General features: G+C 66.2%; 19 protein-coding genes. 12 read left to right on the top strand and 7 right to left on the bottom strand.

Annotation, left to right across the window (positions count from 1 at the left end):
• A partial coding sequence (locus tag AC1D34_RS02865; protein ID WP_476823433.1) for a TIGR02300 family protein occupies positions 1–238 on the bottom strand: 238 nt, incomplete at its 3' end.
• Between the two features lie 166 nt (positions 239–404).
• On the opposite strand from AC1D34_RS02865, the gene aroA reads away from it, so the two are divergent.
• The 3 genes from aroA to AC1D34_RS02880 all read left to right on the top strand — a co-directional run bounded on the left by aroA (position 405) and on the right by AC1D34_RS02880 (position 3,285).
• Positions 405–1,745 (top strand): 3-phosphoshikimate 1-carboxyvinyltransferase, encoded by a 1,341-nt coding sequence (aroA, locus tag AC1D34_RS02870; protein ID WP_476823434.1) that lies wholly within the window; start codon positions 405–407, stop codon positions 1,743–1,745.
• A 23-nt stretch (positions 1,746–1,768) separates the two neighbouring features.
• The gene (cmk, locus tag AC1D34_RS02875; protein WP_441492057.1) at positions 1,769–2,395 is read left to right on the top strand and encodes a (d)CMP kinase; all 627 of its coding nucleotides are present in this window, start codon (positions 1,769–1,771) and stop codon (positions 2,393–2,395) included.
• A 77-nt stretch (positions 2,396–2,472) separates the two neighbouring features.
• Positions 2,473–3,285: a DUF1194 domain-containing protein gene (locus AC1D34_RS02880; RefSeq protein ID WP_476823435.1), complete on the top strand. Its 813-nt coding sequence runs from the start codon at positions 2,473–2,475 to the stop codon at positions 3,283–3,285.
• Positions 3,286–3,292: 7 nt separating this feature from the next.
• Here AC1D34_RS02880 and hrpB read toward each other — a convergent pair whose 3' ends face one another.
• From hrpB to AC1D34_RS02895, 3 genes are all read right to left on the bottom strand, one after another.
• Positions 3,293–5,800 (bottom strand): ATP-dependent helicase HrpB, encoded by a 2,508-nt coding sequence (gene hrpB / locus AC1D34_RS02885; RefSeq protein WP_476823436.1) that lies wholly within the window; start codon positions 5,798–5,800, stop codon positions 3,293–3,295.
• A 46-nt stretch (positions 5,801–5,846) separates the two neighbouring features.
• Positions 5,847–6,635, bottom strand: a complete 789-nt coding sequence (locus AC1D34_RS02890) for a class II glutamine amidotransferase (RefSeq protein WP_441491980.1) — start codon at positions 6,633–6,635, stop codon at positions 5,847–5,849.
• A 92-nt stretch (positions 6,636–6,727) separates the two neighbouring features.
• Positions 6,728–7,207, bottom strand: coding sequence for a hypothetical protein (locus AC1D34_RS02895; protein WP_441505062.1), 480 nt, complete (start codon positions 7,205–7,207; stop codon positions 6,728–6,730).
• 152 nt (positions 7,208–7,359) lie between these two features.
• On the opposite strand from AC1D34_RS02895, the gene AC1D34_RS02900 reads away from it, so the two are divergent.
• Positions 7,360–8,778 carry a sodium:proton antiporter gene (locus tag AC1D34_RS02900; protein WP_476823437.1) on the top strand — a complete coding sequence of 473 codons (1,419 nt, stop codon included), beginning with the start codon at positions 7,360–7,362 and terminating at the stop codon, positions 8,776–8,778.
• A gap of 110 nt (positions 8,779–8,888) precedes the next feature.
• Here the strand turns inward: AC1D34_RS02900 and AC1D34_RS02905 are convergent, their stop codons facing one another.
• The 3 genes from AC1D34_RS02905 to AC1D34_RS02915 all read right to left on the bottom strand — a co-directional run bounded on the left by AC1D34_RS02905 (position 8,889) and on the right by AC1D34_RS02915 (position 12,519).
• Positions 8,889–9,899, bottom strand: a complete 1,011-nt coding sequence (locus AC1D34_RS02905) for an Lnb N-terminal periplasmic domain-containing protein (RefSeq protein WP_476823438.1) — start codon at positions 9,897–9,899, stop codon at positions 8,889–8,891.
• Positions 9,900–9,935: 36 nt separating this feature from the next.
• A complete protein-coding gene (locus AC1D34_RS02910; protein WP_441492058.1) occupies positions 9,936–11,546 on the bottom strand; it encodes a phosphoenolpyruvate carboxykinase in 1,611 nt (536 codons plus the stop codon).
• A gap of 193 nt (positions 11,547–11,739) precedes the next feature.
• Positions 11,740–12,519, bottom strand: coding sequence for a HugZ family pyridoxamine 5'-phosphate oxidase (locus tag AC1D34_RS02915; RefSeq protein ID WP_476823439.1), 780 nt, complete (start codon positions 12,517–12,519; stop codon positions 11,740–11,742).
• Positions 12,520–12,721: 202 nt separating this feature from the next.
• Between AC1D34_RS02915 and AC1D34_RS02920 the strand changes: the two genes are divergently transcribed.
• The 8 genes from AC1D34_RS02920 (at position 12,722) to tsaE (ending at position 22,723) form a co-directional block, all read left to right on the top strand.
• Positions 12,722–13,423 carry a response regulator transcription factor gene (locus tag AC1D34_RS02920; RefSeq protein ID WP_113515657.1) on the top strand — a complete coding sequence of 234 codons (702 nt, stop codon included), beginning with the start codon at positions 12,722–12,724 and terminating at the stop codon, positions 13,421–13,423.
• A 72-nt stretch (positions 13,424–13,495) separates the two neighbouring features.
• Complete coding sequence (locus AC1D34_RS02925; RefSeq protein WP_476823440.1) at positions 13,496–15,292, top strand: stimulus-sensing domain-containing protein; 1,797 nt, start codon at positions 13,496–13,498, stop codon at positions 15,290–15,292.
• A gap of 9 nt (positions 15,293–15,301) precedes the next feature.
• The gene (locus AC1D34_RS02930) at positions 15,302–15,769 is read left to right on the top strand and encodes a hypothetical protein (protein ID WP_476823441.1); all 468 of its coding nucleotides are present in this window, start codon (positions 15,302–15,304) and stop codon (positions 15,767–15,769) included.
• 110 nt (positions 15,770–15,879) lie between these two features.
• On the top strand, positions 15,880–16,281 hold the full coding sequence (locus tag AC1D34_RS02935; protein ID WP_043234821.1) for a PTS sugar transporter subunit IIA: 402 nt from the start codon (positions 15,880–15,882) through the stop codon (positions 16,279–16,281).
• A gap of 1 nt (position 16,282) precedes the next feature.
• On the top strand, positions 16,283–16,618 hold the full coding sequence (locus AC1D34_RS02940) for an HPr family phosphocarrier protein (RefSeq protein WP_069878534.1): 336 nt from the start codon (positions 16,283–16,285) through the stop codon (positions 16,616–16,618).
• A gap of 290 nt (positions 16,619–16,908) precedes the next feature.
• A complete protein-coding gene (gene ahcY / locus AC1D34_RS02945) occupies positions 16,909–18,309 on the top strand; it encodes an adenosylhomocysteinase (RefSeq protein ID WP_113515661.1) in 1,401 nt (466 codons plus the stop codon).
• A 497-nt stretch (positions 18,310–18,806) separates the two neighbouring features.
• Entirely contained in the window at positions 18,807–21,173 is a 2,367-nt protein-coding gene (locus AC1D34_RS02950; RefSeq protein WP_476823442.1) for a sensor histidine kinase, read from the top strand.
• Positions 21,170–22,723, top strand: coding sequence for a tRNA (adenosine(37)-N6)-threonylcarbamoyltransferase complex ATPase subunit type 1 TsaE (gene tsaE, locus AC1D34_RS02955; RefSeq protein WP_441491987.1), 1,554 nt, complete (start codon positions 21,170–21,172; stop codon positions 22,721–22,723). The genes AC1D34_RS02950 and tsaE overlap by 4 nt, the downstream gene beginning before the upstream one ends.
• Positions 22,724–22,744 lie beyond the last annotated feature (21 nt).

Here is a 22,744-nt window from a genome sequence, read left to right on the forward strand (position 1 = left end):
TTTCGGCATCGGCCTCATCGAGAGAGACAAGCTCGACCGCGCCGTCAGCGGCCTCGGTCTCGTCCTCGTCATCCGCTTCCTTGGCGACAACCGCCGCCGCTTTGGCCTGCGGCTCGAACATCGAACGCGGGAAAGCCTGCCCCGTATAGGGCGAGACGATCGGGTCCTTGTTCAGGTCGTAGAATTTGCGTCCCGTGGTCGGGCAAACGCGCTTGGTACCAAGTTCCGGTTTCGCCACTGCGTCGGACCTTCATTCATTCATGTTTTGAAAAGCAGGCGCGTCCGTTAGTCGTGCCGGCCGGCCCTGTCAAATGCTGATTTGATTCGCGTCTCGCGCGTGGCGCGCGACGGGTGGCCATGCTAGGCAGCCAGCGTCCAAGATCAAGCAGCCAGAGACGATCGACGTGGCCCACGCGCAGCACCCAACTCCCGTCACCGCCCGGGCCTCCGGCCCGCTCTCCGGCCGTGTCCGGGTTCCCGGCGACAAGTCGATCTCGCATCGCGCGATGATCTTCGGCTTGCTCGCCATCGGCGAGACCAAGGTCACCGGCCTGCTCGAAGGCGAGGACGTGCTGCGCACAGCCGACGCGGCCCGCGCGCTGGGCGCCATCGTGCATCATGACGGACCCGGCGCTTGGCGCGTCCAGGGCGTCGGCGTTGGCGGATTGAGGGAGCCGGCCGGCCTGCTCGATTTCGGCAATGCCGGCACCGGCTCGCGCCTGATGATGGGCGTTTGCGGCGCGCACCCGATCACCACCACCTTCGATGGCGACGCCTCGCTCAGGAAACGGCCGATGCGGCGTATCCTCGATCCGCTCGAACTGATGGGCGCCACCATCCTGTCGCAGGAAGAGGGCGGGCGCGTGCCGTTGACGATCCGCGGGCCGAAGGAGGCGCTGCCGATCACCTATCGCACACCGGTCGCCTCGGCGCAGATCAAGTCGGCCGTTCTGCTCGCCGGCCTCGCCGCCCCGGGCGAGACCACGGTGATCGAGACCGAAGCGACGCGCGACCATACCGAGAAGATGCTGGCGCATTTCGGCGCCGAGGTGCGGGTGACCCCCGAGGGGGCCCATGGCCAGCGGATCGTGCTGACGGGCCAGCCCGAATTGCAGGCAGCGCCGATCGTGGTGCCGGCCGACCCCTCCTCCGCCGCCTTCCCGCTGGTCGCCGCGCTGATCGTGCCGGGCTCCGACATCCTGATCGAGAGCGTGATGACCAATCCGCTCCGCAGCGGGCTGCTGACCACGCTGCGCGAGATGGGGGCCGACATCACGGTCGAGAGCGAGGCCAATGAAGGCGGCGAGACGGTCGCGACGCTGCGCGTCCGCTTCGGCGCCCTCACGGGCGTCGAGGTGCCGCCGGAGCGCGCGCCATCGATGATCGACGAGTATCCGGTCCTCGCGGTCGCCGCGTCCTTTGCCAGCGGCACGACCCGGATGCGGGGGCTTCAGGAGCTGCGCGTCAAGGAATCAGACCGGCTCGCCGCTGTCGAGGCCGGGCTGAAGGCCGCGGGCGTGACCTGCCGGATCGAAGGCGACGACCTCGTCGTCGAGGGCGGAAACGGCAAGGTCACGGGGGGCGGCACGGCCGCAACTCATCTCGATCACCGCATCGCCATGAGCTTCCTCGTCATGGGGCTGGCGACGCAGAAACCGATGCAGGTCGATGACGGTGCGATGATCGCGACCAGTTTCCCGACCTTCATCAGCCTGATGAACGGGCTGGGCGCTGAGATCGCATGAGCCCTGCCGCGATGCGTAAGCGCCTGGTCATCGCCGTGGATGGTCCTGCCGCCTCGGGCAAGGGTACGCTGGCGCGGCGGCTCGCGGCCCATTACGGCCTGCCCTATCTGGATACCGGCCTGCTCTATCGCATGGTGGCCCGCGCGATGCGGGACGTGGGCAAGGATATCCACGATGCCGAGGCCGCCGCAGCGATCGTCTCGACATTCGATGAAAAGGCCTTCGCCGAGGACAGCCTGCGTGGGCGCGAGATCGGCGAGGCCGCATCGGTCGTTGCGGCGATGCCGGCGGTCCGCAAGGGGCTGATCGACCGTCAGCGCCGCTTCGCCGGGCAGCCGGGCGGGGCCGTTCTCGACGGGCGCGATATCGGCACGGTGATCTGCCCCGAGGCTCCGGCCAAGCTCTTCGTCACCGCGACGCCGGAGGTGCGGGCGGCCCGGCGCCACAAGGAATTGGCCGGACGCGGCGAGCTTGCCTCCTTCGAGGGCATTCTGGCCGATATCAGGCGTCGCGATGCCCGCGATTCCGGCCGCAGCGATGCCCCGCTGAAGGCAGCTGAGGACGCGGATATCCTCGACACCTCGGCGCTCACGGTCGAGGAGGCGGTCGCGGCCGCGATCGCCATCGTGGATGCCCGCCGCGCGGGCTGAGCCTGCCGATAAATCATTCTTGGCGAGAGCCGAAACGAGGTGCACACTTCCGCCGCGCCCTGATGGCGGAGGTGGCGATGCGGCATGTGCTGTTCGGTCTCTTGAGTCTTGCGGCGGCCGGCTTCTGGACGGGCACGGCGCCGAATGCGCAGCCGGCGGCCGCCCCGCCCGACGAGGTCGATCTCGCCCTCGTGCTGGCGGTCGACATTTCCTACTCGATGGATCTCGACGAGCTCGCGCTGCAGCGCGGCGGCTATATCGAGGCCTTTCGCTCGAAACAGCTGCACGACGCCATCGCCAAAGGCGCGCTCGGCAAGATCGCCGTGACCTATTTCGAATGGGCCGGCGGCAATTTCCAGCATATCGTCAAGCCCTGGACGGTCATCGACACGCCACAATCGGCCATCGCCTTTGCCGAGGAGCTGGGCGAGGCTCAGACACGGCGCGGCCGGCGGACGTCGATTTCGGGCGCGATCGATCTCGGCATGCAGTTGCTCGAGCAGGCCAATGTCACCGCGATGCGGCGTGTGATCGACATCTCGGGCGACGGCGCCAACAATGACGGGCGCCCCGTTACCGCGGCGCGCGACGATGCCCGCGACAAGGGCATCAGCATCAACGGCCTGCCGGTGATGCTGAAACAGGCGAGCTATTTCGATATCGACAATCTCGACGTCTATTACGAAGACTGCGTCGTCACCGGCGTCGGCGCCTTCGTGATCCCGATCCGCGAACGTCACCAGTTCGTCGATGCGACCCGGACCAAGCTGGTGCGCGAGATTGCCGACGCCCCGGCTGCCGAGGCGACCATCCAGAAGGCGCAGGCCAAGGAGCCGCGCGTGTCCTGCCTCTCGGGCGAGAGGCAGTGGCGCGACCGGATGGGGAATTGAGGCGGCCTCAGGTGCCGCGCGGCTTCGCTCGCGTCGTCGGCAGCGCTGCGGCTGGATCGTCCGGCCAGAGATGGCGGGGATAGCGGCCCTTCATGTCGGCCTTCACCGCGGCCCAGGAGCCGCGCCAGAAACCCGGCAGGTCGCGGGTCACCTGGATCGGTCGATGCGCCGGCGACAGCAGCTCCAGGACGAGCGGCACGCGGCCGGCCGCGAGCGAGGGGTGCTGAGCAAGCCCGTAAAGCTCCTGCACGCGCACCGAGATCGTCGGTCCCGCCTCGGCCGCATAATCCACGGCGAGATGGGAGCCGGTCGGTGCAGCGAAATGCGTCGGCGCCTCGGCATCGAGCCGGCGTTTCAGATCCCAGGGCAGCAGGCTGGCCAGTGCCGCGTCGAGGTCGGCCGGCGCAATCGCAGCGAGCGAGGTTCGCCCCTCGATATGGGGCGCAAGCCAGAGTTCCGGCTCGACTGCGAGCCCGGCATCGGACAGGTCGGGCCAGGGATTTTCGCTTTCTGTGCCGATTGCGGCCTGACGCAGGAAGGCGGTCCGCTCGCGCAATTGCTGCTGTGCCTTCGTCCATGGCAGCAACCCGACGCCCAGCGTCGCCACACCAATCGCCAGGATCGCAGCGTTCTCCGACGTTGCCTCGACTGCAAGCGGGCGTTCCGACAGGCTGATGGCGCCATAGCGCTTGACCGCACGCGCACGCAGGGCGCGGGCATTGCGGTCGAAGATCGTTTCCGTCCGCTCCTCCAGGCCGAAGGACGCCAGGCCTTCGGCGGCCTGACGCAGGACTTCGTCTTCACCGATTGCGGCACCCCCAAGGATTCGGGCCTGTTGCGCTATGCCCGTCATGTCGGCCACGACGATCCAGGGCTCGCGGGCGAGGCGCTGCGTCGGCTCAAGCGCCGCACCGCGGCCATTGGCCAGGAGATACTGGCCCGAGCCCGCTGCGCGTAGCCTGGCGATTCGATCGGGATAGGCGAGCGCGAGCAGGAAGCCGATGGAGCCCGTCGCGTCGCACCCGGGCGGGCTCGCCTTCTCCGCCAACCGGGCCCAGCCCTCCGCGAGGCGGCGCATATCGGCGGCACGACCACCGCGCTCCCGCCCGAAGCGCTCGGCCCGCTCGGCGAGATCCGTCGCATCCCCGCCGAGCCCCCGCTCGACCAGCAGCGCCGCCAGTTCCGCCGCCGCCCTGGCCTGACCGAAGCGCGCGGCAACGACGACCATGCGCGCGAGGCGCGGCGGCAGCGGCAATGCCTGCAAGGCCCGGCCATCGGCGGTGATGCGGCCGTCATCGGCGAGTGCGCCAAGATTGAGCAGCAGCGCCCGCGCCTCCTTCAGGGCAGGCGCCGGCGGCTGGTCGAGAAAGGCGAGCGATGTCGGATCGGCGACGCCCCAGGCGGCGCAATCAAGCAGCAGCGGCGCGAGATCCGCAGAGAGGATTTCAGGCCGGGCGAAGGCTTCCAGGGCGCCAGTACCAGCCTCCTCCCAGAGGCGGTAGCACACGCCCGGTTCGGTGCGGCCGGCGCGGCCGCGGCGCTGGTCGGCCGCAGCGCGGCTGACCCGGCGGGTCTCGAGCCGGGTCACGCCGATATCGGGCTCGTAGACGGGGACGCGCGCGAGGCCCGAATCGACCACCACGCGCACCCCCTCGATGGTGAGCGAGGTCTCGGCGATCGAGGTCGCCAGCACGATCTTGCGACGTCCGGCCGGCGCCGGCAGCACGGCGCGATCCTGCTCGGCCTGATCGAGCGCGCCATAGAGCGGCGCGATCTCGACCGCGGGATCGCGCACCCGTTCGCGCAGCCGCTCCTCGACCCGCCTGATCTCGCCCTGTCCTGGCAGGAAGACGAGGAGCGAACCCGGTTGCTCGTTCAGGGCCTGCTGCACGGCCTCGGTGACCTGGTCCTCGATCCGCTTCAGCGGATCCCGGCCGCGATAGCGCGTCTCGACAGGATAGGCCCGGCCCTGCGATTCGATGACCGGCGCGGCGCCGAGCAGCTTTGCGACCCGCGCGCCATCCAGGGTGGCCGACATCACCAGGATGCGCAGGTCCTCGCGCAATCCGCCTTGCGCGTCGAGCGCCAGGGCGAGACCGAAATCGGCATCGAGGGAGCGTTCGTGGAATTCGTCAAAGAGCACGGCGGCGATGCCGTCGAGCGCCGGATCGTCGAGGATCATCCGGGCGAAGACCCCCTCGGTGACGACCTCGATCCGCGTCTTCGGCCCGATCTTCGATCCGAGCCGGACACGCAGGCCAACCGTGTCGCCAACGCGCTCCCCCAGCGTCTGCGCCATGCGGCCGGCAGCACCGCGAGCCGCGAGCCGGCGCGGTTCGAGGATGATCAGCTTGCCGCCAGCCGCCCAGGGCTCGTCGAGCAGGGCGAGCGGGACACGCGTGGTCTTGCCGGCGCCGGGAGGAGCGACCAGCACCGCATTCGGGCCGGCACGGAGCGCCGCGGCGAGATCGCCCAGGACGGCATCGATCGGAAGCGGGGTATCGAAATCGCGCATGGCGCGATGTGACGCAGCCGGCGCGCGGACGCAAGCGATGGCGGACTCAGGCTGCCTGCCGAAGCCCGACCTCGAAGGGGCTGACCGTGATCGCGCCTGATTTCACCGACACCATCGAATTGCATCCGAGCGCCTGCCAGCAGTCGCGCGCGGCATCGACCGGCTCGGACGCGACGACGATGCTGTCGCTGCGGTTGCAGATATAGAGCGTCGGCGGCCGCGTATCGGAAGACCAGCGCACGGCGTGGATCGTCTCGCCATCGGCGAGCGCGGCGGCGCAGCGCAAGGGCTCGCGAATGCCGGCCGCCTGCATCAGGGCAAGCGCCTCGCCCAAGGTCCAGGCCAGCGCTTCGCCGGGCGAATAGCCGTCCGCCATGCGGGCGAGCGCCAGGAGGAAGATCGCCTCCGAATCCGTCGTGCCGACACGGGCGGCATAGAGCGAATCGGGAATCAGGCTCTCGAGCTTGCGGCGGATCAGGGCGTAGCCGCCGATCTGGCCGTTATGCATGAAGAGATGCCGGCCATGGACGAAGGGATGGCAATTGGCCCGCGTCGTCGCCGTGCCGGTCGCGGCGCGCACATGGGCGAAGAAGAGATGCGAGCGCACCTGACGGGCGATCGAGAGCAGGTTCTCGTCGGACCAGGCCGGACGGACCTCGCGATACTGCCCGGGCTCCGGCTTCTCGCCATACCAGCCGACGCCAAACCCGTCGCCATTCGTGCCGGTCTTGCTCTCCTCGGCATGGAGCGACTGGTGAATCAGCGAATGGCAGGGCGAGGCGACGAAATCCTCAAGAAAGACCGGAACGCCAGAATAGGCGAGGAAACGGCACATGGTCGGTCCCGAATCAGGCTGCGGGCGGGACGCCGCATTGAGGAGATTATTCCACGAGAATGAACCGTGACATAACAAATCTTCCCCGCACCCTACTCGCTGCAGGAGAAATCCAGCTTCGCTTCCTTGCGGCTCCGACCGACCTTCACCTCGATCTCGAGCGGAGAGCAGGTGGCGCTGTCGAGCAGGAAGGCCTTGTGGATGCGCCCCTCTTCGCCGAAGAGGAACCCGCCATAGACGCGCCTGAGCAGGATCCTCTCGCCGGTCTTCGCCTTCTGCCTGACGGTGAGCGAGGCGAGGTCGCGCGCGATCTTGTCCGAGGATTTGGTGTTCTTCGCGCCGGTGAAGGAAAGCGTCACCAGCAGCGCATCGGCCGGCTCGCCGGCTTCGCCCTCGCCGATCACTGCATTGTGGAGCGCCTTCTTCGTCCCGACCAGATTCTCCGAGAGCCTGCCGGTGCGCTCGAGGAAGAGCTGGGCCTTGATCTCCTCGACCGCGACCTGGGCGAAGGCCGAAGCTGAAGACGCCGCCAGAAGGCCCAGGCCGAACAGTGCGGAGAAAGCCGGTTGCATCGTCGAGGCCCCATCTGAATCACGCCTATCGGCAGGATTGCGCAGCTATGCCATTTCGCCGTGAGGTTGCTAGCCCTCCGATCAGGCTTTACGCGACAACACAACCGGGCGATGACGGAAACCGCTCGATATCGGGATTGGGGAGCGGGTCCTTGAAGTCAGTGATTTCGCTTGCGGGTGCAGCCTTGGCGCTGTGCCTGGTTCCCAGCCTCGCGTTCGCGGCGGGCGATATCGGCGGGGCGACGCTCGGTGCGGCCTGGGCTCTTCCCTTTGCCGGCATGCTGCTCTCGATCGCCCTCGGACCGATCCTGTTTCCGCATGTCTGGGRGCTCAATTACGGCAAGTTCGCAGCCTTCTGGGCAGCGCTCGTGCTGGTGCCTCTGGTCCTCTTCCGTGGCTTCGATCCGGCGCTCGGATCACTRCTTCACACCGCGCTGCTCGAATATATCCCCTTCATCATCCTGCTCTTCGCGCTCTTCACCATTGCCGGCGGCATCCTGATCACCGGGAATCTGCGCGGTACGCCAGCGACCAATACGGCTCTGCTGGCGATCGGGACCGCGATGGCGAGCGTGGTCGGCACGACGGGCGCCTCGATCATCATGATCCGGCCGCTGCTGCGCGCCAATGACGACCGCCGCCACAACGTCCACGTCGTCGTGTTCTTCATCTTCCTGGTCTCGAATATCGGCGGCTCCCTGACACCGCTCGGAGATCCGCCACTCTTTCTCGGCTTCCTGCGCGGCGTCAGCTTCTTCTGGACGACCCAGCACCTCCTGCCGGAAACCAGCTTTGCGGTCGCTGTGCTGCTGGCACTGTTCTTCGCGCTCGACACCTATTTCTTCAGCAAGGAAAAGGGGGCTCCAGCCCTCAAGGATCCGACGCCGGACCGTGCCATCAGGCTCTTCGGCAAGGTCAATATCGCCCTGCTCGGCGGCGTCATCCTCGCCATCCTGATGTCGGCGAACTGGAAGCCCGGCACTGTCTTCGACATCCATGGCGTTCATGTCGAGCTGCAGAATCTGGTGCGCGACGCGATCCTGCTCGGCCTCGCGGGTCTCTCGCTGGTACTGACGCCGAAGCCCGTGCGGGCCGGCAATGAATTCAACTGGGGGCCCATCAAGGAGGTCGCCAAGCTCTTTGCCGGCATCTTCGTCTGCATCATCCCGGTGCTGGCGATGCTGCAGGCCGGCAAGGACGGGGCGTTCGCACCGCTCGTCGCGCTGGTGACGCATGCGGACGGAACGCCGAACAACGTCGCCTATTTCTGGCTGACCGGCATCCTCTCGTCCTTCCTCGACAATGCCCCGACCTATCTGGTCTTCTTCGAGCTTGCCGGCGGCGACGCGAAAGCCCTGATGACAACCGGCGCGCTGACGCTGACCGCAATCTCGGCCGGCGCGGTCTTCATGGGCGCCAACAGCTATATCGGCAACGCGCCGAACTTCATGGTCTACGCCATCGCCAAGGATCGGAAGGTCAATATGCCGAGCTTCTTCGGCTACATGCTGTGGTCGGGCACGATCCTGATCCCGCTCTTCCTGCTGCAGACGGTGATCTTCTTCAGGTAGCTGCAGGCCTGTCCGGCAGCTCGGCCCCGTGCCGGGCGGCCGCCGTCCCCGGTTCACGGACGGACGAGGCCGGGGGCGCTCCGGGCGCGTCCGCCCATGGCTGAGCGGCGCTAGGGCCGTCCCGTCGGCACGCCTTCGCGAATCCTCTGCGAAAACGCGGGATCGTCGAGGGACAGAGTGCGTGCCCGCTCGCTGATGCGCCCKCGTCGAATCAACTCGTCGAGCAGCATGTCGGAGCGGATCGCACCGATGCGGGCGAGGTAGCCCGGCAGGTAGCCGGAGAGCAGCACGCGCGGATCGAGGGGCAGCGAGAAGGTCCAGCCGGGGGCAACCGAACCGACGAGATGGTAGACCACCGTCGTGCAATTGGTCGTCAGCGTGTTGTACCAGCGCGGCTTCTTCGCCAGCCGGTTGATGTCGGCGGCATAGGCCAGCAGCACGTCGCGGGCCTGGGTCGGGGTCGCGGCGAGCCGGAACAGCCTCACATCCTCGCCACGCGCATGGGTGCGCAGGCCAACGATGTCGCGCTCGTCGGCGGCGACATAGGCCATCTCATAGGTCCGGAAGAAGCCGGCCAGCGACGACCATTCCTCGCCCTTCTCGCGCCGAACCTCGATCGAGAAGGTCAGCGGCAGGGAATCTGAGAAGGTAAAGCTGACGAGCAGATGCGCAATCGCCTCGCCGGACCAGTAGGACAGGAAGAGATCGGCGCCCTCGATCTTCGACAGGTCGAAGCTGCGCGTTTCCCAGTGCTGATCGTAGTCGGTTTCGGTGCGCCAGCGGAAATGCCGCAAATTGCTGACGGTGATGCGGTCGCCCTCGCGCGCGATCTCCGGCAGGCGCGCAAGCTCGGGGATCCAGTCGCGATCATGGGATGGCAGCATGCTGTTCCACCAGCCGAGCAGGCCGAGGAACACGATCGCGAAGCCCAGCGGCAATCGCAGGGCGCCGGTCCAGATCCCGATCAGCCCGGCCAGCGCGGCGAAGCCGAAGCCGATGGCGCCGATGATCGCCAGCGCGCCGTTGAGGCGGAACAGCAGGAGGCCGACGCCCCAAAGACCCGCCCCGACGATGACGAGGGTGGTGAGAAGCTTCAGTAGAATCAAAAAGAGGCGGCTCATCGCCGCCTCTCGTAACACATCAATCCGATTCGGGCGTCACGCCGCGAGCGAACTGGTCGGCGCTGCCGCCTTCACGGCATCATCGACATGGCTCTCGAAGCGCTTGAAGTTCTCGCGGAACATGCCGACGAGCGTCTTGGCGGTTTCGGCGAACTCGGCCTTATCCTGCCAGGTCTTGACGGGATAGAGGATGTGCGGCTCGACGCCGGGCACCGAGGTCGGCACCGCGAAGCCGAAATAAGGATCGCGGCGGAAATCGGCGCGGTTGAGCGAGCCGTCCAGCGCCGCCGACAGCAGGCGGCGGGTGACGCGGATCGGCATGCGCCGGCCGGTACCGTACTTGCCGCCGGTCCAGCCGGTGTTCACCAGCCAGCAATCGACATGGTGCTTGGCGATGAAGTCGCGCAGCAGATTGGCGTATTCCGACGGGTGACGCGGCAGGAAGGGCGAGCCGAAGCAGGTCGAGAACTCCGGCTCGACGCCGACAAGGCCGCGCTCCGTGCCGGCGACCTTGGCAGTGTAGCCGGAGAGGAAATGGTACATCGCCTCGGCCGGGGTCAGCTTGGCGATCGGCGGCATCACGCCGAACGCGTCGGCCGTCAGCATCACGATGTTCTTGGGCGTGCCGGCCCGGCCGGTGCGCGACGCATTCGGGATGAAATCGAGCGGATAGGCCGAGCGGGTGTTCTCGGTCTTGCTCTGGTCGTCGAAATCCACAACGCGGCTGATCGGGTCGAGCACGACATTTTCGAGCACCGTGCCGAAACGCTGCGAAGCAGCATAGATCTGCGGCTCGGCCTCGGCCGAGAGCTTGATCGTCTTGGCGTAGCAGCCACCCTCGAAATTGAAGATGCCGTCCTTCGACCAGCCATGCTCGTCATCACCGATGAGCGTGCGGTCAGGGTCAGCCGACAGCGTGGTCTTGCCGGTGCCGGAGAGCCCGAAGAAGATCGCCGGGTCTTCATTGCGGCCAACATTCGCCGAGCAATGCATCGGCACGACACCCTTGGTGGGCAGGATGTAGTTCAGATAGGTGAAGACCGATTTCTTCATCTCGCCGGCATAGGCGGAGCCGCCGATCAGCACGATCTTGCGGGTGAAATCGATGGCGACGACGGTCTCGCTGCGGCAGCCATGGCGCTTGGGATCGGCCTTGAAGCTCGGGAGGTCGACAATCGTCATTTCCGGCACATAGGTCGGAATCTCTTCCGGAGCCGGGCGGATCAGCAAGTTGCGGATGAAGAGCGAGTGCCAGGCGAACTCCGTGAAGACGCGAGCCTTGACGCGATGCACCGGGTCGGCGCCGCCATAGAGATCCTGGGCGAAGAGTTCCTTGCCTTCGGCATGGCTGATGAAATCAGCGAGCAAGGTCTCGAACTGCGCCGGCGTGATCGCGCCGTTGTTCTCCCACCAGACGGTTCCTTCCGTCAGCGCATCCTTGACGACGAACTTGTCCTTCGGAGACCGGCCGGTATGGCTGCCGGTATCGGCGCAGAGCGCACCGCCATGGGCGATCTCGGACTCGCCGCGCCGCAGCGACTCCTCGTAAAGGCGCGCCGCTTCGAAGTTCCAGCGCACCGCCTTGAGCTTGCGGAAGCCGAATGTGTCGGCGCCGCAGGCGGTGTTGAAGTGACCGATGGTCTCCACAGGCATTCTCCCAAACGGCGCCCTTCGACGCCTTGTTTCGACATGGCGGACTGTGCTTCCGCCACCGTGGGCGAGATCAAGTGCGGCGCTCTTTAAGCGCATGGCGGCGCCGGCTCAAGTCACCGACGAAACTTGAGCAGGCACAAGCTTCCCTAAATCGATTGAATAATCCGAGCCCTCCGGCACAGCGTCATCAGGCCGCAGCTCGGGCCTTCTGGGCCAGCGCCACCAGCGCGGCACGCAACGCCCCCGGGCTGGTGACACGCTCGGGAAAGACAAGGCGCGCCGCAGCATCGCCGCAGACAAGATCAAGCCCTTCGGGGTCGAGTCCCGTCGCCCGCCAGCGCCCCTCCGCCTCACCCAGCAGCCGCGTCGCATACAGCGCGAGCGCGTCCGCATGGTCCTCGTTCATATGTGCGACGGCGCCGTCCTCGGCCTCGATCAGCGCATCGCACCCCGTCAGGTCGAGCAGGACGTCACCTGTCGCGATCTCGGCTGCGCGGGCAAACCCGCCATTGGGATGGAGCCCGGAGACCTCGAGCCGGAAGAGCGAAAAATCGGGGAAATCAATGTAGAGCTTCGACTTGGGGTGACGCGCCAGGAACCGGCGCCGCGCCCGCGGATCGTCGGTGCGCAGGGCACGCCCGGCCACGCTGACGCGCTTCGAGTTGGCCATGGGGTCGCCCTTCCCCAACGCAAAGCACAGGATCGAGCAGCGCGGATCGGCATCGAGATTGCGCGTATGCAATGCGAGCTTCGAGAGCAGAAGAAGCGGCGTTCCATCGACATCGGTCGCGACATTCACGAGAGTCGACAACGGAAATCCGCTTGCCGGGTCAAGGGTCGCCAGCGGCACCGTGCGAGCAATGCGCAGCAGCTCGCGCGCCATCGCGACCGCATCGAAGGAATCCGGCGCCGTGCCCCCGAGTTCGACGCCGCGCGGCGTGATCGCCTGTCCCTGAACCTCAGACATCGCACGCTCCTCACCCTCAAAAATCGGCCTTGGCGAGCCGCACCAGCCGAAGCCGCCGACAGCCGCTCCGGACCCTTTCGGCATAACAACGCGTTAGGCTGTAGCGAAACCGTCACGGCACCGCTAGATTGCAGCCACGGTTTGGCCGCTCTCTCGCGAGAGTGGACCCGTCATTGCAACGCGGCCCAGAGACGTAAAGCCCATGCCAACCATTGCGCTGGTCGATGACGACCGCAACATCCTGACCTCGGTCTCCATCGCCCTCGAGGCCGAAGGATACCGGATCATGACCTATACGGACGGGGCATCGGCGCTTGATGGGCTGAAGCAGAACCCGCCGGATCTGGCGATCTTCGATATCAAGATGCCACGCATGGACGGGATGGAGCTGCTTCGGCGGCTCAGGCAGAAATCCGACCTGCCGGTGATCTTCCTGACGTCGAAGGACGAGGAGATCGACGAGCTCTTTGGCCTGAAGATGGGCGCGGATGACTTCATCCGGAAGCCGTTCTCGCAGCGACTGCTGGTCGAGCGCGTCAAGGCGATCCTGCGCCGCGCAGGCGCCAAGGATGTCAGCGCGCCAGCGCGGCCGGAAGACGCCAAGGCCCTGGAGCGCGGCCAGTTGCGCATGGACCCGGAGCGTCATACCTGCACGTGGAAGGGCGAGCCGGTCACGCTGACCGTCACCGAATTCCTGATCCTGCAGTCGCTGGCACAGCGTCCCGGCGTGGTGAAAAGCCGCAACGCCCTAATGGACGCCGCCTATGACGACGAGGTCTATGTCGACGACCGCACCATCGACAGCCATATCAAGCGGCTGCGCAAGAAGTTCAATCAGGTCGATGCCGAGTTCGACATGATCGAGACGCTGTACGGTGTCGGTTACCGCTTCAAGGAGATGTGAGAATCGCGATCGATGCCTTGACCTGCTCCGAGGGACACTTAACGGCCTTCGTGGAATTGGAACGCATCACGCATGGCGACGATTGAACAGGACAGACCCCGCGCCGAAGGCCGCCGCAGCCGTCCGGCGCTGCGGCGGCGCGTAGCGCTTGCGGGACGGCATGCCTGGCGCGCCATCTCGTCGCGCGCGGCCTCCAGCCTGACGCGTCGCATCGYCGTCCTCAATCTTGCCGGGCTCGTGGCACTGCTGCTCGGCTTTCTCTACCTCAATCAGTTCCGCGAAGGATTGATCGAGTCCCGGGTGCAAAGCCTGCTGACGCAGGGCGAGATCATTGCCGCGTCGATCGCGGCCTCCGCGACGGTCGAGACCGACACGATCACCATCGACGCCGATAAGTTGCTGCAGCTGCAAGCAGGTGAGAGCGCCGGCATTGCCGACGATCCGCTCGATTTCTCGATCAATCCCGAGAAAGTGGCGCCGCTGCTCAGGCGCCTGGTGACGCCGACCAAGACCCGTGCCCGCGTCTATGACAAGGACGGGATGCTGACGCTCGATTCGCGCAATCTCTATTCGCGCGGCGACGTGCTCCGGCTCGACTTGCCGCGCCTCGGCGAGCAGGACGAGGCGCCCTTGCTCGAGCGCACATGGAACATGCTGCGCAGCCGGCTCGGGCGTGCCGACGTGCCGGCCTATGACGATTTCGCCAATGCCAATGGCAAGTCCTATCCGGAGGTGGCACGCGCCTTGAGCGGCGTTCCAGCCAGTGTCGTGCGCGTCAATACGCGCGGGCAGACCATCGTCTCCGTCGCCGTGCCGGTCCAGCGCTTCCGGACCGTACGCGGAGCGCTTCTGCTCTCGACCCAAGGCGGCGACATCGACGGCATCATCGCCGGCGAACGCTACGCCATCATCCAGGTCTTTGCCGTTGCTGCGGGCGTGATGATCGTGCTGTCGGTGCTGCTGGCCGGCACGATCGCCGAGCCGATCCGCAAGCTCGCCGACGCTGCGCAGCGCGTGCGCAAGGGCGTGAAGTCGCGCGAGGAAATTCCCGATTTCACCAATCGCCACGACGAGATCGGACACCTGTCAGGCTCGCTGCGCGACATGACAAAGGCACTCTACAACCGCATCGAGGCGATCGAGAGCTTCGCCGCCGATGTCGCCCATGAGCTCAAGAACCCGCTCACCTCACTGCGCAGTGCCGTGGAAACGCTGCCGCGCGTGAAAAACGACGATTCCCGCGGCCGGCTGCTCGCCGTGATCCAGCATGATGTCCGGCGCCTCGACCGCCTGATCTCGGATATTTCGGATGCGTCGCGGCTCGACGCGGAGCTGGCACGCAACGATGCCGCCCCCGTCGACATGGCCCAGGTCTTGGAAGCCGTGGTCAGCTTGCAGAACCAGACGCGTCGGGATGGCCAGCCCGGCATCGAGCTTTCGGTCGAGCGGCGCGGGCAGCGCCCTGGCGGACGTCAGGACTTCCTGGTGATGGGCCATGATTCCCGGCTCGGCCAGGTCATGGTCAATCTCATCGACAACGCCCGTTCCTTCTCGCAGCCCGACAAGCCCGTGCGCGTCATACTGTCGCGCGTCGGGCCCGATGTGCTGATCAGCGTCGAGGATGACGGGCCGGGCATCCCGCCCCACGCCATCGAGCGCATCTTCGAGCGCTTCTATACCGACCGACCGGACGAGGGCTTCGGGCAGAATTCCGGGCTCGGCCTTTCGATCTCACGCCAGATCGTCGAAGCCCATCGCGGCAGCATTCGGGCCGAGAACCGGCTCGACCGCTCGACCGGAGCTGAAGACCCGCCACGGCTCGGTGCCCGCTTCGTCGTACGGCTGCCTGCCGTTCAGCACATCGCCTGAGTTGCCGCCATGGACAATGCCAACACGGCCGCAACCGGCGAACGCGTGCATGCCAGCACGATTGCGATTGGAGAGGCCGGAATCATCATCCGCGGCCCATCCGGCGCCGGAAAATCGGTTCTGGCGCTGGCCCTCATCGCGCTCGCCAGGCAGGACGGCCTGTTTGCGCGCCTGGTCGCCGACGACCGGACCGAACTGAATGCGACTGGCGGCAGGTTGGTCGGCTACCCCGTCTCCCCGCTGGGGGGACTGATCGAGCGACGCGGTCTCGGCCTCACGCCCGAGCCCTACTTGCCCGGCGTCGTGATCCGGCTGATTGTCGATTGCAGTGGCRAGGAGCCGGAACGCATGCCTGAGCCGGAAGCGCTGGTGGAACGCCTGGCAGGTATCGACCTGCCGCGGCTGACCGTGAAGGGTCGGGCCGGTGACGAGCGGCTTGTCCTCACCGCCCTGCGCCTGTTCATGGGAGATGCGTGAGCCTTGTTTTCGACAAGATTCAATCCAGCTGTCTTGCCTAACCCGCGCGCCTGCCGCATAAACCGCGACCTTGTCCGGGCGCCTGCAAGCGCTCTCCGGTGCGATAGTGAATGATCGGACTCGTCCTTGTGACGCATGGGCATCTGGCGACCGAGTTCCGCTCAGCGCTCGAACATGTCGTCGGCCCCCAGCAAAACCTCGCCACCATCGCCATCGCCCCCGATGACGACATGGAGGCCCGTCGACGCGACATCATCGCGGCGGTCGAAGCCGTCGAGAACGGCAAGGGCGTGATCGTTCTCACCGACATGTTCGGTGGCACGCCCTCGAATCTGGCCATCTCGGTGATGGAACCCGGGCGGATCGACGTCGTGGCCGGGATCAACCTGCCGATGTTGATCAAGCTCGCCAGCGTGCGCGAGGAGAAGACCCTCGACGAGGCCGTAACCAGCGCGCAGGATGCCGGCCGAAAATACATCACCGTAGCCAGCCGGGTTCTGGCGGGAAAATAGGATGAGCGGCCAGGTGAGCAGCAGCGAAGACGATTGTGATTGCCCGGAGACGGCGATCCCGAACGGCGCGCTTTATTGCGAACTGCCGATCGTCAACAAGAAGGGGCTGCACGCCCGCGCCACGGCGAAATTCGTGCAATGCGCCTCGAATTTCGACGCCGACATTACCGTGACCCGCTGCGGCGAGACCGTCGGCGCGACCTCGATCATGGGTATCCTGACGCTCGGCGCCGGCATCGGCTCGACCATCACCGTCGTCGCCAAGGGCCGTGACGCCCAGGAGGCGCTGAAGGCGCTCGAAGCGCTGGTCGCCGACAAGTTCGGCGAAGGCGAATAGACTGAGGCGCCGGCCACGCTCCCTTCCAGGTCGCCTGAGATCGGATTTTGCTGCGCTCGGCCTGAGATGCGCTGGTGGCAAACCGTCCCCTCCCTTCCCGGACTGCTGACTTCTGATGGCAGGCACGGGACAATGCCCAATGCGGGCATCTGACGGGCGAGGTTCGCGCATCTCGCGCCGCGCTCATTCCCGGCGCATATAAAGACATCTTTATATCTTTGATTGCCTTCTGACGCCGTCGCTGCTAGAGAGCCGCGCGTCATTCAAGATCAAGCCATTGGAGCAGCCCCGTGTCGAAGCACGATTACGTCGTCAAGGACATCAGCCTCGCGGATTACGGCCGCAAGGAAATCAACATGGCCCAGGACGAGATGCCGGGCCTGATGGCGATCCGCGCCGAGCATAAGGGCAAGGCCCCGCTCAAGGGCGCCCGCATCGCCGGCTGCCTGCACATGACCATTCAGACCGCCGTGCTGATCGAGACGCTGAAGGAACTCGGCGCCGACGTGCGCTGGTCGTCCTGCAACATTTTCTCGACCCAGGACCACGCCGCCGCCGCGATCGCCGCGACCGGCACCCCGGTCTTCGCCATCAAGGGCGAGACGCTGGAGGAGTATTGGGAATACGTCCTGCGCACCGCGACATGGGGTGACGGCGGCACGCCGAACATGATCCTCGACGATGGCGGCGACCTGACCATGCTGATCATCCTCGGTGCCGAGGCCGAGGCCGGCAAGGCCGAATTCCTGGACAAGCCGGGCAAYGAGGAAGAGACGATCTTCTTCAAGCTGATCAAGCGGGAGCTCAAGGCCAATCCAGGCTGGTTCACCAAGACCCGCGCCGCGATCAAGGGCGTCTCGGAAGAGACCACCACCGGCGTGCACCGCCTCTACGAGCTGGCCAAGGCCGGCCGCATGCCCTTCCCGGCGATCAACGTCAACGACTCCGTCACCAAGTCGAAGTTCGACAACCTCTATGGCTGCCGTGAATCGCTGGTCGACGCCATCCGCCGCGGCACCGACGTGATGATGTCGGGCAAGGTCGCGGTCGTCGCCGGCTATGGCGACGTCGGCAAGGGCTCGGCCGCTTCGCTGCGCCAGGCCGGCTGCCGCGTGCTCGTCACCGAGATCGACCCGATCTGCGCGCTGCAGGCGGCGATGGAAGGCTACGAGGTCGTGACCATGGAAGATGCTGCGCCCCGCGCCGACATCTTCGTGACCGCCACCGGCAATCTCGACGTCATCACCGTCGAGCACATGCGCGCCATGAAGCACCGCGCCATTGTCTGCAATATCGGCCATTTCGACTCGGAGATTCAGGTCGCCGGCCTGAAGAACTTCAAGTGGGACAACGTCAAGCCGCAGGTCGACGAGGTCGAGTTCCCCGACGGCAAGCGCATCATCCTGCTCTCGGAAGGTCGCCTGGTGAATCTCGGCAACGCCACCGGCCACCCGTCCTTCGTGATGTCCTGCTCGTTCTCGAACCAGACGCTGGCCCAGATCGAGCTCTGGAACCACCACGCCAAGTACGAGAACAAGGTCTACACGCTGCCGAAGCATCTCGACGAGAAGGTCGCGGCGCTCCACCTCGCCAAGGTCGGCGCCAAGCTGACTGTGCTCAACGATGCGCAGGCGAAGTATCTGGGCCTAGCCCCGACCGGCCCGTTCAAGCCCGAGCTCTACCGCTACTGACACGCCAACAGGCGTAAAGTTGAAGAAGCCCGGCGTTCGCGCCGGGCTTTTTTGTATCTGACTGACCTCTCATTATTGCAAGAAGACACCACTAATAGACAGCGCCCTACAGTCAGGCTCAATTTGTTGATTTCTTGACCTGGGGCGGCACTCGGTCGCGATTTTCCACGCATTTACCTGCCATTAAGCACTTCCTGCCGGACTCCACCGGTGATTAGAGTGGAGCTGATTCGGGCCCGCTGCGTTCGCGCGAGGTCGAGCAAGCTCAAACGGGTTGGTGTGGTGGTGTGCGTGCGTCCGGTTCGGGCTGCGGCGCCTCGATCGGCTTTCCACCTTGGCCGTTCAACGCCAGGGTCGGGTTCAGACTAAGTGACGGAAGCAGAATGAGACGAGCGGGGCGAAAGAGACGGAACGGAGATGCGGGGCGCCACAGCGCACTGCTCCCAGGCCTCGCCGTCGGCAGCATTCCGCTTCCGGCGCTCGCACAAACCGAGATCATGGCTCCGCTCCCGGCAGGCGCGCTTGGTGCCGGCAGCCTTTCGATCGTCCTGGCCGGGCTTGTGGTCTTCGCGGCAACAACCTCGATCATCTATGTGCGCGAGCGGGGACGCTGGCAGCGCCGCGAAGGAGAGCTCGCGAGCGAACTGGAAGCGGCCCGCAGCCACCAGGAACGCCTGGGTGCGCTGCTCGCATCCGATGCCCAGGTCGTGGTGAGCTGGAACGGAAAGAACGCCGAGCCGATCTTCGAGGGCGACAGCGGCTTTCTCGGCGCGCCCGGTGCCGCGCTGGCCCTTGCCTATGGCAGCTGGGCCCCTCCCGCCGACGCCAAGCGCCTGGAACTCGCCACCGACGCATTGAAGGAGCGCGGCGAAGCCTTCGGCTTCACGCTCAGGAGTCGCTCCGGCCCGTTCATCGATGTCGAAGGCCGCCCCGTCGCAGGGCGTGCGGTGATCCGTTTCCGCCAGGTCAGCGGCGAGCGGGCCCGGGTCATGGCGCTGCAAAGCGAACTCGAGCATGTCACCGCCGATCATGCAGCGCTCTCCACCTTGCTGGCTGGCCTGCCGCAACCGGTCTGGACCCGCAATGCCGACGGTCGCCTGAGCTGGGCCAATGCCGCCTATGCCCGCGCGGTCGAAGCTGCCGGCGGCAGCGAGGCGGTGAAGGGCGGCCTCGAGCTGCTCGACCGCAATGAACGGGAGAACGCAGCCAAGGCGCGCAGCGAAGGGCGCCCGTTCGCAACACGCGCTCCGGCCGTGGTAGCCGGCCAGCGGCATACGCTCGACATCCTGGAAATGCCGACGCCGGCCGGCTTTGCCGGCATCGCGACCGACATGAGCGAGCTTGAGGCCGTTCGCGCCGACCTGCAGCGCCAGATGGATGCGCATGTGCGCACGCTCGACCGGCTGAAGACGGCCGTTGCCGTGTTCGATGCCTCACAACGGCTGGTCTACAGCAATTCCGGGTTCGAGACGCTCTGGTCGCTCGACTCCGCCTTCCTCGAAGGCAAGCCCAGCGATAGCGAAATCCTCGACCGGCTGAGAGCCGAGCGCCGCCTGCCTGAACTCGGCGACTACCGGAGCTGGAAGGCTGCGGTGCAGGCCACCTATACAAGCCCGCGTGCCAGCGAGGACTGGTGGTATCTGCCGGATGGGCGGACGATCCATGTCGTCTCGAGCCCCAACCCGCAAGGCGGGGTCACTTATCTCTTCGATGACGTGACCGAACGCTTCACGCTCGAATCCCGGTTCAATGCGCTGTCACGCACGCAACGGGAAACGCTCGACTCGCTGCGCGAGGGCGTCGCGGTGTTCGGTTCGGACGGCCGGCTCAAGCTCTCCAACCCCGCCTTCGCCCAGGCCTGGAAGATCCATGGCGACCTGGCCGGAGCCACGCCGCATATCGACGAGGTGGTCCGGCTCTGCCGGCCGCTCTATCCGCATGACGATGTCTGGACGGAGTTGCAAAGCGTCATCACCGGCGTGCGCGATGCGCGTGAGGACTATGGCTGCCGGATGGAGCGTCGTGACGGCACCGTGCTCGATTGCGCCGCCGCGCCGTTGCCGGACGGAGCGACGCTGATCACCTTCGCCGACGTCACCGCAAGCGTGAATGTCGAACGTGCCCTGACCGAAAAGAACGAAGCCCTGGAGAAGGTCTCGCGGCTGCGCGAGGATTTCGTCCACCACGTCTCCTACGAGCTGCGCTCGCCGCTGACCAACATCATCGGCTTCGCGCAATTGCTCGGCGCCGAGACGATCGGTGCGCTCAACGAGAAACAACGCGACTATACCGGCCATATCGTGCGCTCGTCCGGCGCATTGCTCGCGATCATCAATGACATTCTCGACCTCGCCTCGATCGACAACGGCGCTTTGGCGCTCGAATTCCAGGAAGTCGATGTCGCCGAGACCATTGCCCAGGCGACGGCCGGCCTGCACGACCGCCTGATCGACAGCAAGCTGACCCTCAAGGTCGATATCGCGCCCCAGACCGGCCCCTTGAAGGCAGATGGCCGCAGGTTGCGGMAGGTGCTGTTCAACCTGATCTCGAACGCGATCGGCTTCTCCGCTCCCGGCCAGACCATCGGGGTCACGGCCGGGCGCATCGGCGGCGATGTCCGCATCACCGTCGCCGACGAAGGCCGCGGCATCCCGGCCGAGGTCAAGAACAAGGTGTTCGACCGCTTCGAGAGCCATTCTCTCGGCTCCAAGCATCGCGGCGTCGGACTTGGCCTCTCCATCGTGCGTTCGATCGTCGAGCTGCATGGTGGCCATGTCGAGCTCGATTCTGCGCCAGGGCAGGGCACGCGGGTCACCGCGGTGTTTCCCTCGGAAGGCATGCCGCTCTCGGATGCCGCTGAATGACAGAGGATACCGTGAAGACAGGCGGGCATCGGCTGACGCTGGCCGGTGAAGCCGCCACGGTGCGGCTCGGCCGCGATCTCGCCGCGATCCTCAAGCCCGGCGATATCGTGGCGATCTCCGGCCATCTCGGCGCCGGCAAGTCGTTGCTGGCGCGCGCTATCCTGCGCGAGCTTGCCGACAACCCGGACCTGGAGGCTCCGAGCCCGACCTTCACCCTGGTGCAGAGCTACGACACGCTGCGCGGCAGCGTGATCCATGCCGATCTCTACCGGGTGCGATCCCCCGACGAGCTCGATGATATCGGGCTGATCGAGGATCTCGACCGCATCATCACGCTGGTCGAGTGGCCGGACCGGGCCGGTACGCGGCTGCCTGCCGGTCGGCGGCTCGACATCGTGCTCGACGTCGACCCAAAGGCGCCCGAGACCGGGCGGATCGCCAGTCTCGCGGGCGGTGTGCTCTGGCGCTCGCGCCTTGCCATCGCGATCGCAGCGCGGCGATTGATCGACTCTGCCGGATGGGGTGAGGCCAAGCGCGACTTCATGCTCGGCGACGCCTCGACCCGCGCCTATGAGCGGCTGACGCGTCCGGATGGACAAACCGCCATCCTGATGATTTCGCCGCCGCGCGCGGACGGCCCCGCGATCCGCCTCGGCAAGCCTTACAGCGCCATCGCGCACCTGGCGGAATCGGTCGATGCCTTCGTCGGCATGGATCGCGGCCTGCGCTCGCTGACCTATTCGGCCCCCGACATCTTTGCCCAGGACCTCGAGACCGGCCTCCTGCTGATCGAGGACCTCGGTGACGAAGGCGTGCTCGACGAGAACGGACCGATTCCCGAACGCTATGAGGCCGCCGCACGCCTGCTGGCCGACATGCATCGCCACACCTTGCCGGCGATCCTGCCGGTCGCCGACGGACGCGACTACATCGTGCCGGACTATGATCGGGGTGCGCTCTCGATCGAGACCGAACTCGTGCTCGAATGGTACGCCCCGCATATTGCCGGCGTGACCTTGCCGGCGGTGACTCATGCCGAATTCAGCCGCATCTGGAGCAAGCTGTTCGACGAAATCCTCGCCGCACCATCGACCTGGACGCTCCGCGACTTCCACTCCCCCAACCTGATCTGGCTGCCGAAGCGTGAAGGACACGCCAAGCTCGGTCTGATCGACTTCCAGGACGCCGTGCTCGGCCACCCCGCCTATGATCTGGTCTCGCTGGGACAGGACGCGCGCGTTGACGTGCCGGCGGCGCTGGAACTCAAGCTGCTTGCCGCCTATGGCTCGGCGCGGCGGGCGGCGGACGAGAGCTTCGATCTCGCCGGCTTCGCTCGCGCCTATGCGATCCTGGGCGCACAGCGCAACACCAAGATTGCCGGGATCTTCGCACGCCTCGACAAGCGCGACGGCAAGCCTGCCTATCTCAAGCACCTGCCGCGAATCGAAACGTACTTGCGCCGCAACCTCGAGCACCCAGCGCTCGAAGAGCTGAAGGCCTGGTATCAGGCCCATCTGCCGAAGCTGTTCGAGACAGCCGAGAGCCCCTGAGAGGTCGTCCGCGACAAGCGC

It is taken from the genome of Allobosea sp. P1_A7 (genome assembly GCF_056406775.1).